The organism is Halopseudomonas phragmitis, assembly GCF_002056295.1.
Taxonomy (GTDB): Bacteria; Pseudomonadota; Gammaproteobacteria; order Pseudomonadales; family Pseudomonadaceae; genus Halopseudomonas; species Halopseudomonas phragmitis.
The window spans coordinates 1260280-1274845 of the sequence record NZ_CP020100.1 but is presented as its reverse complement, the minus strand read 5'-3'; the positions used below and the strand labels follow the sequence as shown (position 1 = coordinate 1274845).

Here is a 14566-nt window from a genome sequence, read left to right as displayed (position 1 = left end):
GACTAGCCCTTTTGGTCTGGCAAGGTGAAGCCTTCAACCGACTGGCGCATGGCGTCGGCCAACTTGGCCAGCTCACCGATGCTGCGCGCCGTGGCGGTGGTACCCGCCGAGGTCTGCGAGGTGATTTCCTGAATCACGTTCATGGTGTTGGAGATGTGACCTGCGGACGAGGCCTGCTGACGGGCAGCGTTGGAAATGTTCTGAATCAGCGCCGCCAGACTGGTGGATACCTTCTCGATCTCTTCCAGGGCCACACCCGCGTCCTGAGCCAGGCGCGCACCACTGACTACCTCGGAAGTGGTTTGCTCCATCGAGATTACCGCCTCGTTGGTATCGGTCTGAATGGTTTTAACCAGCGCCTCAATCTGTTTGGTCGCCGCCGATGAGCGCTCCGCCAGACGCTGTACTTCGTCGGCTACCACCGCGAAGCCTCGGCCAGCATCACCGGCCATCGACGCCTGAATCGCCGCGTTCAAGGCCAGGATGTTGGTCTGGTCGGCAATGTCGTTAATCAGACTTACGATGTCACCAATCTCCTGGGACGACTCACCCAGGCGCTTGATCCGCTTGGAAGTATCCTGGATCTGTTCGCGAATGGTATCCATGCCAACGATGGTGTTCTGCACCACCTCGTTGCCCTTGTTGGCGATGGCTACCGAGCGCTCCGCTACCGCTGACGATTCGGCAGCGTTGGCCGATACCTGATCAATCGACACCGCCATCTCGTTAACCGCGGCCGAAGCCCCGGCAATTTCCTGGGCCTGGTGTTCGGACGCCTCGGCCAGATGCATCGCCGTGCCCTGGGTTTCCTGAGCCGCTGTAGCCACTTGCAGAGCGGTTTCGTTAATGGTCTGAACCAGCGCCCGCAGTTGGTCGATCGAGTAGTTGATCGAGTCGGCGATGGCCCCGGTGAAGTCCTCGGTTACTGTCGCCTCGGCCGTCAGGTCACCGTCGGCAAGGTCGGCAATTTCATCGAGCAGACGCAGAATCGCGGCCTGGTTACGTTCGTTCTTTTCCGCCGTTTCGGCCAGACGCTGGCGGGTCTCTCGGGTCATCTGCACACCGATCAACAGAATGCAGCCCAGCGCGATCAAGGCCAGCACATAGCCCAGCAGGGTATTGGCCAGACGCGAGTTGCTGCGTGCCTCAAAGTTATCGGCCAGCCTGGAGGTGTTATCCAGCAGCGACTGCGAGTCGGTGAAGATTTCGTTGGCGGCGGTACGCACCAGATAGAGTTCCGGGGAAGTCAGCAGGATCTCATCCACTGAGTCGGATACGAAGCTGAACTGATTGGCGATTTCGTCAAGACGGGCGCGCACATCCTCATCATCGACCCGCTCGATGCCCATCACCGCATTACCCGTCAACATGCCCTGCAATACCCGACCGAACAGCGCAGCGTCACGGCCGAAACTGTCAGCTGCCATGACCGCATCGGCATCACCACTGAGTACCCGGTTTACCGAACCGAGAATCCGTTCAGCCAGCAGTGACTGACGCTGGGCAATAGCGACCTGGTCAGCCGGTGTACGGTTTTCGATCAGAACATCAACCACATCCTCGTACTCGACCTGCAGGTAAGGAATGGTATCTGCCAGAACCATGGCCACCTCGTGCAGCGACAGTACCGTGCGCTGACTGGCCAGGATCGCATCAGCATTGGTCCGCACCTTGTCCCAGTCGGCCTGGGCAGCTCCCATGATGTCAGCCAGGCTGGCCGGTGCAGCCGGCAGAGCGGTTTCCTCACGGCCTTCGGTCAGATAACCCCAGCGTTCCTGGAAGTCATTGCGCGCCTCCAGCAGCAGACCAAAGGCCTCCTGGGTCCCGGTCGCCGCTTCGGTCGCCGACTTGGAAATCTGCTGGGACAGTACCCGCAGCTCACCGGCGTGCGCGATGTATTCGGTGTCGTAGGAACTCTGGAGGTTCAGGTACAAAAAGTTCACGAACAGCAGCAGCAACGACAGGATCAGCGCGGCGAACAGGCCACTGATCGCGCGGTTACCGCGCATGGCGGACAGTATCTGCAAATCGAGCTTTTTCATCTTCTGGCCCCTACCTGGCCTACAGCGTAGTTCTAATTACCCTTGGACTGTCACGGTGCCCTGGCCGGCCACCGCCCCCGATCAGATCGCCACGTCGAGAAACGCCTGATCGCGCGCCAGTGCCCTGAAGTTGAACACCAGCGATGTCTGTTGCCCGACGTAAGCGCCCACGACAAAAGGGCTTAATTCCGGCGCCACGCTTGGCACCTCGGCGGTGAAGGTGCTGACCGGAAAATGCTGCATACCCAGCAGCTCGTCGACCAGCAGCCCAACGAACAGTCCGTCGCGGTCCAGCACCAGCACCCGACGCTGCTTGCGCGAGCCACTGCTGGCGCTGCCGAAAAAACGTCCGAGATCGATGATCGGCAACAGCCGACCGCGCACATTGGCCACTCCCCGCACCCAGCTCTTGACCCGGGGCAAGGCGGTGTAGCGTGGCTCGTGCAAAATCTCGCTGACTTCACCCATGGCCGCAATCAGGGTTTGATCGCCCAGCCGAAAACCGACGCCGCTCCAGGTCTCGCTGACCACGTCCTGAGCCGGCAAGCCGGTCGCCTGCTGGCGACACAGACCAGTCAACTGCAACAGCAGATCAAAAGGGTGATTTGACTCAGACATGCCGGCCCTGTTCTGGTTGTTATGCGGCACGGTGGAGGTGACCACTAGCTGCCCAGCACCGACTTCAACGTCTGGATCAGGGTCGCTTCCTCAACCGGTTTGGTCAGGTAGTCCTTGGCCCCCTGGCGTTTGCCCCAGACCTTGTCGGTTTCCTGATCCTTGGTGGTGACGATGATGACCGGGATATTCCCGGTTTCCGGGTCCTTGGTCAGTTGACGGGTAGCCTGAAAGCCATTGAGGCCAGGCATGACGATGTCCATCAGGACTGCATCGGGTTTTTCCTGGCGGGCCAGGGCAACGCCGTCGGCACCGTTATCGGCCTTGAGCACCTCATAGCCATTTTTTTCCAGCATGCCAGTCAGCTTGTACAGCTCGGTTGGCGAGTCATCCACGATAAGAATTCTGGCCATTGGGCTCCCCTGGTATTTCCAAAATGGTACTGCGTGCCTTAGGCGCTGGCGGCCCCGGCGGCGTTATTATCAGTTTGTGGTACGTGGGTGCGAATTGCTCCCAGCAACTCTTCCTTGCTGAACGGCTTGGTCAGATACTGGTCCGAACCGACAATCCGGCCCTTGGCCTTGTCGAACAGACCGTCCTTGCTCGACAGCATGATCACCGGCGTGGCACGAAACGCACTGTTGTTCTTGATCAGCGCACAGGTCTGATAACCATCGAGTCGCGGCATCATGATATCGACAAAAATGATATCCGGGTGGTTATCGGCAATCTTGGCCAGCGCGTCAAAGCCATCAACCGCGGTGATGACCGTACACCCGACCTTTTTCAGCAAGGTTTCCGCCGTACGCCGGATGGTCTTGCTGTCATCAATCACCATGACCTTCAGGCTTTCGAAATTTTCTTCCATAAGACCAGCCTTATTATGAATGGAGGCTTACATCGTCGGGCGGCAAAGAGCCGGCCGTAGCCCAGCCAATCCCTTTCCGCGTACTTTTAACACAGATTTCCTGGTCAATCTATAAACCCCTCTCAGGTATGGGACAGACCCGACATTTCGTCAATCTTCCACCCCGAGCCAGGCAGAGGTTACACTCCAAAACCCATCAACAGTTCAGCGGACCCGCCTCCTATGCACATTCGCCTCGGCATCGTCATGGATCCGATCAACGCGATCCACTACAAGAAAGACAGCTCACTGGCCATGCTGCTGGCAGCCCAGGCACGCCAGTGGGAGCTGTTCTATCTGGAGCCGGACGACCTGTTCCTGAGCGACGGCAAGGCCATGGGCCGGATGCGTGCGCTAAAGGTACATGCCGACCCCAAACACTGGTTCGACCTGGGTGAGCCAGAAACTGCCCCGCTGGCCAAACTGGATGTGGTCCTGATGCGCAAGGACCCGCCGTTTGACAACGAATTCCTCTATGCCACCCACATCCTCGAAGCAGCCGAGCGCGACGGAGTGCTGGTAGTCAACCGCGCCGCCAGCCTGCGCGACTGCAACGAAAAGCTGTTCGCCACCCAGTTCCCGCAATGCGCGCCGACCAACGTCGTGTCCCGCCGGGCAGACATTTTGCGCGCATTTGCCCAACAACACCGTGACGTCATTCTCAAACCACTCGACGGCATGGGGGGCTCGATGATTTTCCGCATCCGCGAGAACGACCCTAATCTCAGCGTGATCATTGAGACCCTGACCCGTCACGGTCAGCAGCAGATCATGGCTCAGCGTTATTTGCCGGAAATCGCTGATGGTGACAAGCGCATCCTGATGATCAACGGCGAACCAGTGCCCTACTGCCTGGCGCGCATCCCGCAGCAAGGCGAGACCCGCGGCAATCTGGCGGCCGGCGGTCGCGGCGAAGCTCGCCCCCTGACCGAACGCGACCGCTGGATCGCCAGCCAGGTTGGCCCGACCCTGCGCGAGCGTGGCCTGCTGTTCGTCGGCCTGGACGTAATCGGTGATTACCTGACCGAAATCAATGTCACCAGCCCGACCTGCATCCGCGAGATCGATGCCGCCTACGATACTGACATCGGCGGACGACTAATGGACTGTATTGAGGAACAGCTCAAAGTTGGCGCATAGACTTTTGCCGCATGGCGGGGCAGACTGCGCAGGAATCGGGTATGCCCCTTATTTACGGACCACATGAATACCGCAGTAGTCGCCCCCAGCCAGCTTGAACCCCCAGTCGTCAGCGCCAATGACCGACTGGGCTTCACCCTGTTCCTGGCCGCCATACTGCACGCCCTGGTCGTTCTCGGCATCACCTTCGACCTGCCCAAACCCAGCGAGCTGTCGAAAACCCTGGAAATCACCCTCGCCACCCAGCCCAGCGACAAGGTGCCCGAGCAGGCCGACTACCTGGCCCAGATCAATCAGGAAGGCAGCGGCACGCTGGAACACAAGGCCGCGCCCAGCACCCCGGAGCAGGCACCGTTCCAGGACAGCGAGATTCACGAAGTCACACCACCGGCCGAAGCCAGCAGCCCGCCCCCGGTCCCGCAGCAACAGGCCCCGGTGGTAACTACCCAGGCCCCCAGTCGTGACCGGGTCAGCCCGACTCCGACCCAGCCGCAGCCGGTCGAACAGCCCCGTCCGCTGCAACGCTTCGATCTGTCGCGCCTGTCAGAGGAGATCGCCAGCCTGGAAGCGCAACTGGCCGATGAACGCCAGCAATACGCCAAACGTCCGCGCGTGCACCGGCTCAACGCCGCTTCGACCATGCAGGACAAAGGCGCCTACTACAAGGAAGCCTGGCGCCGCAAAGTCGAACAGGTTGGCAACCAGAACTACCCGGCCCAGGCCCGGCAAAACCGGATCTACGGCAGTCTGCGGCTGATGGTCGCCATCAACCGCGATGGCAGCCTGCGCGATGTCCAGGTACTGGAGTCCTCGGGCCATCAGATCCTCGACCAGGCCGCCCTGCGCATCGTCCGCCTGGCCGCCCCCTACGCCCCCTTCACCGGCGACCTGCTCGACGTCGACGTACTGGAAATCATCCGCACCTGGCGTTTCGAGCCCGGCGACCGGGTCTCGAGCTTTTAACCGACAAGCACAACGTCCAGCGCAACCTTGCCCGTCGCACCAGGCCCCTTGCCCTCGCCTGACTTCCCCTCAATACTATGGCTATGAGCACATCGACCCCGAGCTATCTCAAGCACCAGTTTCTGATCGCCATGCCACACATGAGTGATCCGCGCTTCGTGCATACCCTGATTTACCTGTGCGACCACAACGAAGAAGGCGCCATGGGCCTGGTGGTCAACCAGCCCAGCGGCCTGAGTCTGGGCGACATCCTCGATCAACTGGCGCCCGAACTCGAAGTGCCGGCCACTTGCGCCAGCCAGGTCATCTATAGCGGCGGCCCGGTTCAACCCGAGCGCGGCTTTGTCCTGCACCGGGGCGATGGCCAATGGGAGTCGACCCTGGATCTGGGCCCGATCCAACTGACCACCTCGCGCGACATCCTGATCGACATGGCCCGCGGACACGGCCCGGACACCGCCGTCATCGCCCTGGGCTATGCCGGCTGGGGCGCCGGCCAACTGGACCAGGAGTTGATCGACAACGTCTGGCTGAACTGCCCGGCCGACCTCTCCATCCTGTTCGACCTGCCCTGCGAGCAACGCCTGAGCGCCGCCGCCCGCAGCCTGGGGATCGACCTCAACCTGCTGACCAGCCAGGCAGGCCACGCCTGATGCCGATCCGCGCCCTGGGTTTTGATTACGGCACCCGACAAATTGGTGTAGCCGTCGGCCAGAGCCTGACCGGCAGCGCTGAGCCGCTGCGCGAGCTGCGCGCCCGCGATGGTGTGCCCGACTGGGAGCAGATCGCCCGACTGATCAGCGAGTGGCAACCCGACGCCCTGGTCGTCGGCCTGCCCCTGAACATGGATGGCAGCCCCAGCGAGATGAGTGCCCGCGCGGAAAAATTTGCCCGTAGGCTTCAGGGCCGCTTCGGTCTACCGGTCCACTGCATCGACGAACGCCTTTCCACCTTCGAAGCCAAGCAGAGCCTGCGCGACAGCGGCCGCACGCCGACCAGTTACCGTGACAATCCGGTCGACAGCCTGGCGGCGGTGCTGCTGCTGCAAACCTGGCTTGGCAATCTATCCGAGGAGACATCATGACCGCACTGCCCGAGGTCGAGCCGCTACTGGCGCGCATGGCCACCGAGCTGACCGCCCACCTCAAACGCCTGCAGCGGCCTGACCCCGCGTTTGTCGGGATTCACACCGGCGGCGTCTGGATCGCCGAGAACCTGCGTCAGCGCTGCGCCCCCGCAGCACCGCTGGGTACCCTGGACATCGCCTTCTACCGTGATGACTTCGAGCAGGTCGGCCTGCCGCAGCGGGTGCGCCCCTCGGAACTGCCGTTTGCCGTCGACGACCGCCACCTGATACTGGTCGATGACGTACTGATGACTGGCCGCACCATCCGCGCCGCGCTCAACGAACTGTTCGATTATGGCCGCCCGGCCTCGGTGACCCTGGTCACCCTGCTCGACATCGAAGCCCGCGAACTGCCAATCCGTGCCGACATCCTCGGCGCCAGCCTGGCCCTGCCGCCGGGCCAACGGATAAAATTGACCGGTCCCGAGCCCCTGCACCTGACCCTGAACCCGGCAGACTGAGAGCCCCATGAGCCTGACACCCAGCCACCTGCAACTCAATCACCTGGGCCAATTGCGCCACTTTCTGACCATCGAGGGACTGTCGCGCGAATTGCTGACCGAACTGCTGGACACCGCCGACTCCTTTCTCGAAGTCGGCGAACGGGCAGTCAAGAAGGTCCCATTGCTGCGCGGCAAGACCGTCTGCAACGTGTTCTTCGAGAACTCCACGCGCACCCGCACCACCTTCGAACTGGCCGCCAAGCGGCTGTCGGCTGACGTGCTTAACCTGAACATTTCGACCTCTTCGACCAGCAAGGGTGAGACCCTGTTCGATACCCTGCAGAACCTGGAGGCCATGGCCGCCGACATGTTCATCGTCCGCCATGGCGACTCCGGCGCCGCGCACTTCATCGCCGAAAAGGTCTGCCCCCAGGTCGCCATCGTCAACGCTGGCGACGGCAACCACGCGCACCCGACCCAGGCCATGCTCGACATGCTGACCATCCGCCGGCATGCCGGCGACTTCAGGAATCTGTCGGTGGCGATCGTCGGCGACATCCTGCATTCACGGGTGGCGCGCTCGAACATGCTGGCGCTCAAGACCCTGGGCTGTGAGGATCTGCGAGTGATCGCCCCGCGCACCCTGCTGCCAGCCGGTATCGAACAGTACGGCGTACGGGTGTTCAACGACCTGCGCACCGGCCTGCGTGATGTCGACGTAGTGATCATGCTGCGCCTGCAGAAAGAACGCATGCAAAGCGGTCTGCTTCCCAGCGAAGGCGAGTTCTACCGACTCTACGGCCTGACCCGGGAAACCCTGGCTCTGGCCAAGCCCGAGGCCCTGGTGATGCATCCTGGGCCAATCAACCGCGGGGTGGAAATCGAATCAGAAGTCGCCGACGGTCCGCAGTCGGTGATTCTCAATCAGGTCACCTACGGTATCGCCGTCCGTATGGCAGTGATGTCGATGGCCATGGCCGGCCAGAACGCCCAGCGCCAGCTCAACCAGGAAGCCCAGTAACCGATGAAACTGACCATTGCCGGCGCCCGTGTCATCGACCCGGCCAGCCACTTCGACCAGATCACCGACCTGCACATCGCCGCCGGACACATTGTCGCCATTGGCGCCGCCCCGGAAGGCTTCAGCCCCAACCAGACCATCGATGCCCGCGGCCTGATCGCCGCCCCCGGCCTGGTCGACCTGAGCGTCAGCCTGCGCGAGCCGGGCTATACCCGCAAGGGCACCATTGCCAGCGAGACCCGCGCCGCAGCCGCCGGCGGAGTCACCAGTCTGTGCTGCCCACCAACCACACGCCCGGTACTGGATACTCCAGCCGTTGCCGAATTGATCTTCGACCGCAACGAAAAAGCCGGCCAGACCCGGGTTTTTCCAATTGGCGCACTGACCCGGGCACTGGAAGGCGAACAGCTGAGCGAGCTGGTAGCCCTGCGCGACGCCGGCTGCATAGCCTTCACCCAGGGCCTGGCACCGATCAAGAGCAACCGCATTCTGCGCCGCGCACTGGAATATGCAGCTGGCTTTGACCTGTCGATCATCTTCACTCCGATGGACCCGGCGCTGGCCGAAGGCGGCATGGCCCATGAAGGCCCCACTGCCGCCCGCCTGGGCCTGGTCGGCATTCCTGAAAGCGCCGAAACCGTGGCCCTGGCCCGTGATCTGCTGTTGATCGAACAGACTGGAGTGCGAGCGCACTTCAGTGGCCTGTCCAGCGCCCGTGCCGTCGACATGCTGGCCGACGCTCAAGCCCGTGGCCTGCCGGTAACCGCCGATGTTGCCATGTATCAACTGCTGCTATGCGACGAAGACCTGGCCGGCTTCTCCAGCCTCTATCACGTCATCCCTCCGCTGCGCAGCGCCAGCGATCGCCGGGCTCTGCGCCAGGCAGTACAGGAAGGCGTGATCCAGGCCATTGCCTCGCACCACCAGCCGCACGAGCCGGAGGCTAAGCGTGTACCCTTCGCCGCCTCGGAACCCGGCATCAGCAGTGTCGAGATTCTGCTGCCGCTGGCCCTGACGCTGGTTGCCGACGGCCTGTTGGAGCTCCCTGCCCTGCTGGCCCGGCTCACCACCGGTCCTGCCAACGCACTGGGGCTGCCGGCCGGACGTCTGGAACTGGGCGGTGAAGCCGACATCGTGCTGTTCGATCCGGTTGCCTCCAGCCATATCGGTCATAACTGGCTGTCCAAGGGCGCCAACTGTCCCTTCATCGGCCAGGGTGCACCCACCGTGGTCACCCACACCCTCAGCCACGGCAAACTGGTTTACCAGGCCTGAACTTCCACTGACCCGCCGGGCGGTCCGCGCCCGGCCTCGCACCTGCAAGGATTCCGCGCATCATGGCTGCCTTCGGATTACGTGCCAAATCGTTCCTGGCCCTGGTACTGGCCTGCCTACTGGCTCTGGTGCCAGCTTTACTTATCGGCGGCCAGACACTCAAAGGCATTCACCAGCACTTTGGCGAGGCCTATGCGCGCAACGCCACCCAGCTCAACCGCGAGCGGATCTTTGCCCCGATTTCCCGCGAACTGGCTCTGTCCCTGCGCTTCGCCAACTCCGAAGTCACCCGTCAGTGGCTGCTCGATGAGCAGAATCCGGACAAACACAGCCTGTTTTTCCGCGAAGCCGAAGGCTATCGCCAGGCCTTCCGCGACCACGCCTATTTCATCGTCAACACCAATAGCCTGGACTACTACTTCAACGGCGGCGACCAAAGTTTCAGCGATCAGCCCCGCTACCGAATGAGCCCGGACAATCCCGATGATCGCTGGTTCTTCGGTACCCTGGAGTCAACCAGCGACTACAACATCAACGTCGACAGCAACCCGCAGATGAATACCACCCGGGTCTGGCTCAACATGCTGATCCGCAATGACCACAAAATCATCGGCATTGCCGGCTCGGGCATTGATCTGTCGAACTTCATCAGCGATTTCATCGCCAGCGAGCTGGCCGGGGTCAGCCCAATGATCCTCGACCGCCACGGCGCCATTCAGGCTCACCAGAATCCCGAGCTGATCGCCCTCAACTCCGGTGCCGACGGCGCGGCCCAACCCGAATCGCTGGTCTTCAGTCTGCTGGGCAGCGCCGACCAGGCCGAGAGCCTGCGCCAGGCCATGCAGCAGGCCGAACAGCAGCCCGACCAGGTCCAGACCCTGCGTCTGCAACTGCAGGGCCGTGAACAGTTGCTGGCGCTGGGCTTTATCCCGGAGCTGGGCTGGCATGTGGTCAACGCGGTCGATCTCAATACCGCCGAGGTAATCAACCGTCAGTGGCTGTGGCCGCTGGTAATCGGCCTGGCTGGCCTGATCCTGGCACTGGTACTGCTGTTCGCACTGGGCACCGAACGCCTGCTGCTGCGGCCACTGCGCCAGCTTCGGCAAAGCGCCCAGGCACTGGCCGCCGGCAACTACGATGTACGTCTGCCCAAGGCCCGCAACGATGAAATCGGCGAACTCAGCAGCGCTTTCGGCAGCATGGCCGCGCGAGTTCGGGAAAATACCCAGCAACTGGAAAGCCGGGTTCAGGAGCGCACCCGCGCGCTGGAAGAAGCCAACCGCGACATGGCCAACGCCCACAAGAAAATTGGCGACTCAATCGACTACGCCAGCCTGATCCAGCGGGCGATTCTGCCCAATCGCGAACTGGTCAATACCCTGGGTGATCGCCACGCGGTGCTGTGGCGCCCTCGCGATGTGGTCGGCGGCGACTTCTACATTTTCCGTAACCTGGGTCAGCACTACCTCCTGGGCGTAGTCGACTGCGCCGGCCATGGCGTACCCGGCGCACTGATGACCATGCTGGCCCACGCTGCACTGGATCAGGCAATCAGCGACTGTGGCCCGCAGGACCCGGCCGCAGTCTTGCAGCGCACCGATCAGATCGTGCGCAACATGCTGGGCGACACCCCGGAATTCAGCTCGTTGGCGACCAATATGGATGTCGGACTAGCCTTCGTTGACCTTGATCAACGCAAAGTCACCTTTGCCGGTGCCAAAATCGCCCTGTATTTCAGTGATGGCAATCGGGTCGAACACCTACCCGGAGGGCGGCGGGCGCTGGTCGACAAACGCCAAGGCCAGTACCACAACACTGAAACGGAATTGCTCAGTGGCCGCACCTTTTATCTGTGCACCGACGGCTTCCTGGACCAGGCTGGCGGCGAGCTTGGCTTTGGCTTCGGCAACAGCCGGTTTGCCGAGATGCTGCGCAAGCACGCCTGTCTGCCACTGGAGCAGCAAAGCGCCGCTTTCAGCGCAACCCTGGCCGCCTACCAGGGCAGTTACCCACAGCGCGACGACATCACCATGCTATGCTTCCGCTTTGATTGAGCCATGAGTTCATGTTACAAGGCGTTGCACGGTGGTTATTGTTTGACCCAGCAGGAGCTTCCATGTCCATGATCGACCTGTTCGCCATGCGCGAAACCTTCAACCGCCAGCAGATCATGCTCTGCTTCAACGGGCCCATTTCCCGCAGCCTGATCGAGGAAATCGGCAACGCCCTGCGCAACTATCTGGCCGCCGACCATGCCCACCCCTCGGCGGCCATGGACGTATTTGCCGTGTATATCGAAATGACCCAGAACATCCGCCACTACACCCGCGACCGCGGCTGGAGCGAGCAGGACGCCAGCGCCACCGTGGTTGTCTCGCGTGACGACAACGGCCATTACGTGGTGTCCTCCGGCAACCTGATCGAGGCCGCTGATGGCGAGGTTCTGGTCAACAGCATCGAAGCGCTTGGTCTGCTCGACAAGGCTCAGCTCAAGGCCGCCTACAAGGAGCAGCTGCGCCGCCCGCGAGATGCCGAAGTAAGCAGCGGCGCCGGCCTGGGTCTGATCGACATCGCCCGCAAGTCCAGCGAACCGCTAAAGGCAGCGTTGCAGCCGGCCGATAACGGCAAAGCTTTTTTCAGCCTGCGGGCCGTCATCTGAATATCCGAGAATCAACCCCCATGACCGATATCACGATTGCCGGGACTCAATCCACCCCGGACATCCGCACCGAATGGAGCACCGGCCGACTGTTCATGCAGGGCGACTCCTACCCGGAAAACTCCTACGAACTGTTCAACCAGATCTTTGAATGGATCGAGCGTTTTCTGGCCGAAGGCGGACGCCCACTTAGCCTGGAACTGAACCTGCTGTATCTCAACACCAGCAGCATCAAGGCGATGATGGACATCTTCGACCTGCTCGAAGTTGCCCATCAGGAGCACAAGCCCGTAGCCGTCAACTGGTACTACGACCAGCGCAACGAGCGGGTCGCCGAACTGGCCGAGGAGTTCAAGGAAGACTGCAGCTTCCCGTTCGAGATCATTCCCAGCCCGCAGGCCTGAAGCCATGGCCCAGACCAAGTCGCCGCCACTCGAAACCCGGATCAGTCAGTTGCTGGCCGATTCCGAGCACCAGGACACCGCGCTGCATCAAACACTCAGTGAACTGTGGGATGCTCATCAGGAACTCGTGCGCCGGCTGGAACGGATTGCCCGGATCTCCGATGCCTACCAGAGCCTGGCCAAGCAAAAGGAGCAGAGCCTGGCCGAGCGGGTCAACAAACAGTTGCGGCAACTGGAAAAGGTCGCGCGCATCTCTGACCGCTATCAGCAGATGATGCGCGATCTGAACCTGGCCCTGCAGGAAGCTTCGACCCACGATGCCCTGACCGGGCTGCCCAACCGGCGGCTGCTGGTCGAACGGCTCAAGGAAGAAAGCGAACGCTTTCGCCGCTATACCCGGCCATTCAGCATCGCCATGATCGATATCGACCACTTCAAGCTGATCAATGACCACTTCGGCCATGAAATCGGTGACAACGTACTGGTCGAGGTTGCCCGGGTGCTGGACGCTGAGATTCGCGAACATGACCTGTGCGGGCGCTGGGGCGGTGAAGAGTTTCTGGTGCTGCTGCCGGAAACTGATCAAGGCACCGCCAGCCAGGTACTCGAGCGGCTGCGTCAGGCCGTGGAGCGGCTGACCGTGCGGGTCAATACGGCATCGGTATCGGTCACCATCAGCGTCGGCCTGGCCGAACACCTGGCAGGCAACAGCTACTCGGACACCATCAATCGCGCCGACGGCGCCCTGCTGGCAGCCAAGCGCAGCGGTCGCAACCGAGCCAGCTCAGCCGTCACCGAAGACGTTCTGTAAGCCCCGGCGCCTCTCAGCGCCGGCGGTCGTCCTCTTCGACAGTCAGGGTAAACTCGCTGGTGTCCTGCATCAGATGCTTGCCATCGGTTTCCGAACCCAGCTTGATCATCAGCCGCAGGTCGTTGGCCGAGTCGGCATGCAACAACGCATCCTCATAGGTGATTTCGCCAGCGCTATAGAGCTTGTACAGCGCCTGGTCGAAGGTCTGCATACCCAGCTCGTTAGAACGCGCCATCAGCGGCTTGAGTTCGTGTACCTCACCCTTGCGGATGATATCGGCGGCCAGCGGGGTGTTGAGCAACACTTCAATGGCCGCACGCCGACCCTTGCCATCCGGCGTGGGGATCAGCTGCTGGGCAACGATGGCCTTGAGGTTGAGTGACAAGTCCATCCACACCTGCTGATGCATCTCGGTGGGGAAGAAGTGAATGATCCGATCCAGCGCCTGGTTGGCGTTGTTGGCGTGCAGGGTCGCCAGACACAGGTGACCGGTCTCAGCAAAGGCCACCGCATGCTCCATGGTTTCCTTGCTGCGCACCTCACCGATCAGAATCACATCCGGAGCCTGACGCAGGGTGTTCTTCAGCGCCACCTCGAACGAGTCGGTATCGATACCGACCTCGCGCTGAGTGACGATGCAGTTCTGGTGCTGGTGAATGAATTCGATCGGATCTTCGACCGTGATGATGTGGCCACTGGAGTTCTTGTTGCGATACCCGATCATCGACGCCAGTGAGGTCGACTTACCGGTACCGGTGGCACCAACGAAGATCACCAGTCCGCGCTTGGTCATCGCCAGCTTCTTGAGGATCTCCGGCAGCCGCAACTCCTCGATGGTCGGGATATTGACCTCGATCCGCCGCAGCACCATGCCGACCAGGTTGCGCTGATAAAAGGCGCTGACCCGAAAGCGACCAATGCCCCGGGCGCTGATGGCGAAATTGCATTCGCGCTTTTCGGCGAACTCGCGGCGCTGGGCTTCGGTCATCACTCCGAGTACGGTTTCCCGAGTCTGCTCGGGCGACAACGGAGTCTTGGTAACCGGCAGGATCTTGCCGTTCACCTTCATGCTCGGCGACACGCCAGCGGTAATGAACAGGTCGGACGCACCCTTTTCGACCATCAGGCGCAGCAGCTTCTCAAACTCCATGACTTCCCTC

At 61.7% G+C, this 14566-nt stretch carries 16 protein-coding genes; 11 read left to right on the top strand and 5 right to left on the bottom strand.

The window, feature by feature from the left end; translation table 11 throughout:
- Nucleotides 1-2: 2 nt before the first annotated feature.
- The 4 genes from BVH74_RS05940 to BVH74_RS05925 form a co-directional block, all read right to left on the bottom strand.
- Entirely contained in the window at nucleotides 3-2042 is a 2040-nt protein-coding gene (locus BVH74_RS05940; protein ID WP_080049173.1) for a methyl-accepting chemotaxis protein, read from the bottom strand.
- 81 nt (nucleotides 2043-2123) lie between these two features.
- Nucleotides 2124-2660 (bottom strand): chemotaxis protein CheW, encoded by a 537-nt coding sequence (locus tag BVH74_RS05935; RefSeq protein WP_080051640.1) that lies wholly within the window; start codon nucleotides 2658-2660, stop codon nucleotides 2124-2126.
- 44 nt (nucleotides 2661-2704) lie between these two features.
- Nucleotides 2705-3070, bottom strand: a complete 366-nt coding sequence (gene pilH / locus BVH74_RS05930; RefSeq protein ID WP_080049172.1) for a twitching motility response regulator PilH — start codon at nucleotides 3068-3070, stop codon at nucleotides 2705-2707.
- Between the two features lie 38 nt (nucleotides 3071-3108).
- Complete coding sequence (locus BVH74_RS05925; protein WP_080049171.1) at nucleotides 3109-3525, bottom strand: response regulator; 417 nt, start codon at nucleotides 3523-3525, stop codon at nucleotides 3109-3111.
- 222 nt (nucleotides 3526-3747) lie between these two features.
- Between BVH74_RS05925 and gshB the strand changes: the two genes are divergently transcribed.
- From gshB to siaD, 11 genes are all read left to right on the top strand, one after another.
- The gene (gshB, locus tag BVH74_RS05920; RefSeq protein WP_080049170.1) at nucleotides 3748-4704 is read left to right on the top strand and encodes a glutathione synthase; all 957 of its coding nucleotides are present in this window, start codon (nucleotides 3748-3750) and stop codon (nucleotides 4702-4704) included.
- Nucleotides 4705-4767: 63 nt separating this feature from the next.
- Complete coding sequence (locus tag BVH74_RS05915) at nucleotides 4768-5667, top strand: energy transducer TonB (protein WP_080049169.1); 900 nt, start codon at nucleotides 4768-4770, stop codon at nucleotides 5665-5667.
- Nucleotides 5668-5750: 83 nt separating this feature from the next.
- Nucleotides 5751-6320 carry a YqgE/AlgH family protein gene (locus tag BVH74_RS05910; protein ID WP_080049168.1) on the top strand — a complete coding sequence of 190 codons (570 nt, stop codon included), beginning with the start codon at nucleotides 5751-5753 and terminating at the stop codon, nucleotides 6318-6320.
- Nucleotides 6320-6751: a Holliday junction resolvase RuvX gene (gene ruvX, locus BVH74_RS05905; RefSeq protein ID WP_080049167.1), complete on the top strand. Its 432-nt coding sequence runs from the start codon at nucleotides 6320-6322 to the stop codon at nucleotides 6749-6751. Before BVH74_RS05910 ends, ruvX begins: the two co-directional genes overlap by 1 nt.
- On the top strand, nucleotides 6748-7254 hold the full coding sequence (gene pyrR, locus BVH74_RS05900; RefSeq protein WP_080049166.1) for a bifunctional pyr operon transcriptional regulator/uracil phosphoribosyltransferase PyrR: 507 nt from the start codon (nucleotides 6748-6750) through the stop codon (nucleotides 7252-7254). The genes ruvX and pyrR overlap by 4 nt, the downstream gene beginning before the upstream one ends.
- Before the next feature lie 7 nt (nucleotides 7255-7261).
- Nucleotides 7262-8257: an aspartate carbamoyltransferase catalytic subunit gene (locus tag BVH74_RS05895; RefSeq protein ID WP_080049165.1), complete on the top strand. Its 996-nt coding sequence runs from the start codon at nucleotides 7262-7264 to the stop codon at nucleotides 8255-8257.
- Nucleotides 8258-8260: 3 nt separating this feature from the next.
- The gene (locus tag BVH74_RS05890) at nucleotides 8261-9532 is read left to right on the top strand and encodes a dihydroorotase (protein WP_080049164.1); all 1272 of its coding nucleotides are present in this window, start codon (nucleotides 8261-8263) and stop codon (nucleotides 9530-9532) included.
- 62 nt (nucleotides 9533-9594) lie between these two features.
- Nucleotides 9595-11586 carry a biofilm regulation protein phosphatase SiaA gene (siaA, locus tag BVH74_RS05885; protein WP_080049163.1) on the top strand — a complete coding sequence of 664 codons (1992 nt, stop codon included), beginning with the start codon at nucleotides 9595-9597 and terminating at the stop codon, nucleotides 11584-11586.
- Nucleotides 11587-11648: 62 nt separating this feature from the next.
- Nucleotides 11649-12191 carry a biofilm regulation protein kinase SiaB gene (siaB, locus tag BVH74_RS05880; protein ID WP_080049162.1) on the top strand — a complete coding sequence of 181 codons (543 nt, stop codon included), beginning with the start codon at nucleotides 11649-11651 and terminating at the stop codon, nucleotides 12189-12191.
- A gap of 20 nt (nucleotides 12192-12211) precedes the next feature.
- Nucleotides 12212-12595, top strand: a complete 384-nt coding sequence (siaC, locus tag BVH74_RS05875) for a biofilm regulation phosphoprotein SiaC (RefSeq protein WP_080049161.1) — start codon at nucleotides 12212-12214, stop codon at nucleotides 12593-12595.
- Nucleotides 12596-12599: 4 nt separating this feature from the next.
- The gene (gene siaD / locus BVH74_RS05870; RefSeq protein WP_080049160.1) at nucleotides 12600-13406 is read left to right on the top strand and encodes a biofilm regulation diguanylate cyclase SiaD; all 807 of its coding nucleotides are present in this window, start codon (nucleotides 12600-12602) and stop codon (nucleotides 13404-13406) included.
- A gap of 13 nt (nucleotides 13407-13419) precedes the next feature.
- Here the strand turns inward: siaD and BVH74_RS05865 are convergent, their stop codons facing one another.
- Nucleotides 13420-14556 carry a PilT/PilU family type 4a pilus ATPase gene (locus BVH74_RS05865; RefSeq protein ID WP_080049159.1) on the bottom strand — a complete coding sequence of 379 codons (1137 nt, stop codon included), beginning with the start codon at nucleotides 14554-14556 and terminating at the stop codon, nucleotides 13420-13422.
- Between the last annotated feature and the right edge of the window lie 10 nt (nucleotides 14557-14566).

What these genes read in the sequence shown, in the direction of transcription:
- BVH74_RS05910 (WP_080049168.1), top strand. Translation starts at nt 5,751, where the DNA reads ATGAGCACATCGACCCCGAGCTATCTCAAGCACCAGTTTCTGATCGCC.
- BVH74_RS05915 (WP_080049169.1), top strand. Translation starts at nt 4,768, where the DNA reads ATGAATACCGCAGTAGTCGCCCCCAGCCAGCTTGAACCCCCAGTCGTC.
- ruvX (WP_080049167.1), top strand. Translation starts at nt 6,320, where the DNA reads ATGCCGATCCGCGCCCTGGGTTTTGATTACGGCACCCGACAAATTGGT.
- siaA (WP_080049163.1), top strand. Translation starts at nt 9,595, where the DNA reads ATGGCTGCCTTCGGATTACGTGCCAAATCGTTCCTGGCCCTGGTACTG.
- BVH74_RS05940 (WP_080049173.1), bottom strand. Translation starts at nt 2,042, where the DNA reads ATGAAAAAGCTCGATTTGCAGATACTGTCCGCCATGCGCGGTAACCGC.
- siaD (WP_080049160.1), top strand. Translation starts at nt 12,600, where the DNA reads ATGGCCCAGACCAAGTCGCCGCCACTCGAAACCCGGATCAGTCAGTTG.
- BVH74_RS05865 (WP_080049159.1), bottom strand. Translation starts at nt 14,556, where the DNA reads ATGGAGTTTGAGAAGCTGCTGCGCCTGATGGTCGAAAAGGGTGCGTCC.
- pyrR (WP_080049166.1), top strand. Translation starts at nt 6,748, where the DNA reads ATGACCGCACTGCCCGAGGTCGAGCCGCTACTGGCGCGCATGGCCACC.
- BVH74_RS05935 (WP_080051640.1), bottom strand. Translation starts at nt 2,660, where the DNA reads ATGTCTGAGTCAAATCACCCTTTTGATCTGCTGTTGCAGTTGACTGGT.
- siaC (WP_080049161.1), top strand. Translation starts at nt 12,212, where the DNA reads ATGACCGATATCACGATTGCCGGGACTCAATCCACCCCGGACATCCGC.
- BVH74_RS05890 (WP_080049164.1), top strand. Translation starts at nt 8,261, where the DNA reads ATGAAACTGACCATTGCCGGCGCCCGTGTCATCGACCCGGCCAGCCAC.
- BVH74_RS05895 (WP_080049165.1), top strand. Translation starts at nt 7,262, where the DNA reads ATGAGCCTGACACCCAGCCACCTGCAACTCAATCACCTGGGCCAATTG.
- pilH (WP_080049172.1), bottom strand. Translation starts at nt 3,070, where the DNA reads ATGGCCAGAATTCTTATCGTGGATGACTCGCCAACCGAGCTGTACAAG.
- BVH74_RS05925 (WP_080049171.1), bottom strand. Translation starts at nt 3,525, where the DNA reads ATGGAAGAAAATTTCGAAAGCCTGAAGGTCATGGTGATTGATGACAGC.
- gshB (WP_080049170.1), top strand. Translation starts at nt 3,748, where the DNA reads ATGCACATTCGCCTCGGCATCGTCATGGATCCGATCAACGCGATCCAC.
- siaB (WP_080049162.1), top strand. Translation starts at nt 11,649, where the DNA reads ATGTCCATGATCGACCTGTTCGCCATGCGCGAAACCTTCAACCGCCAG.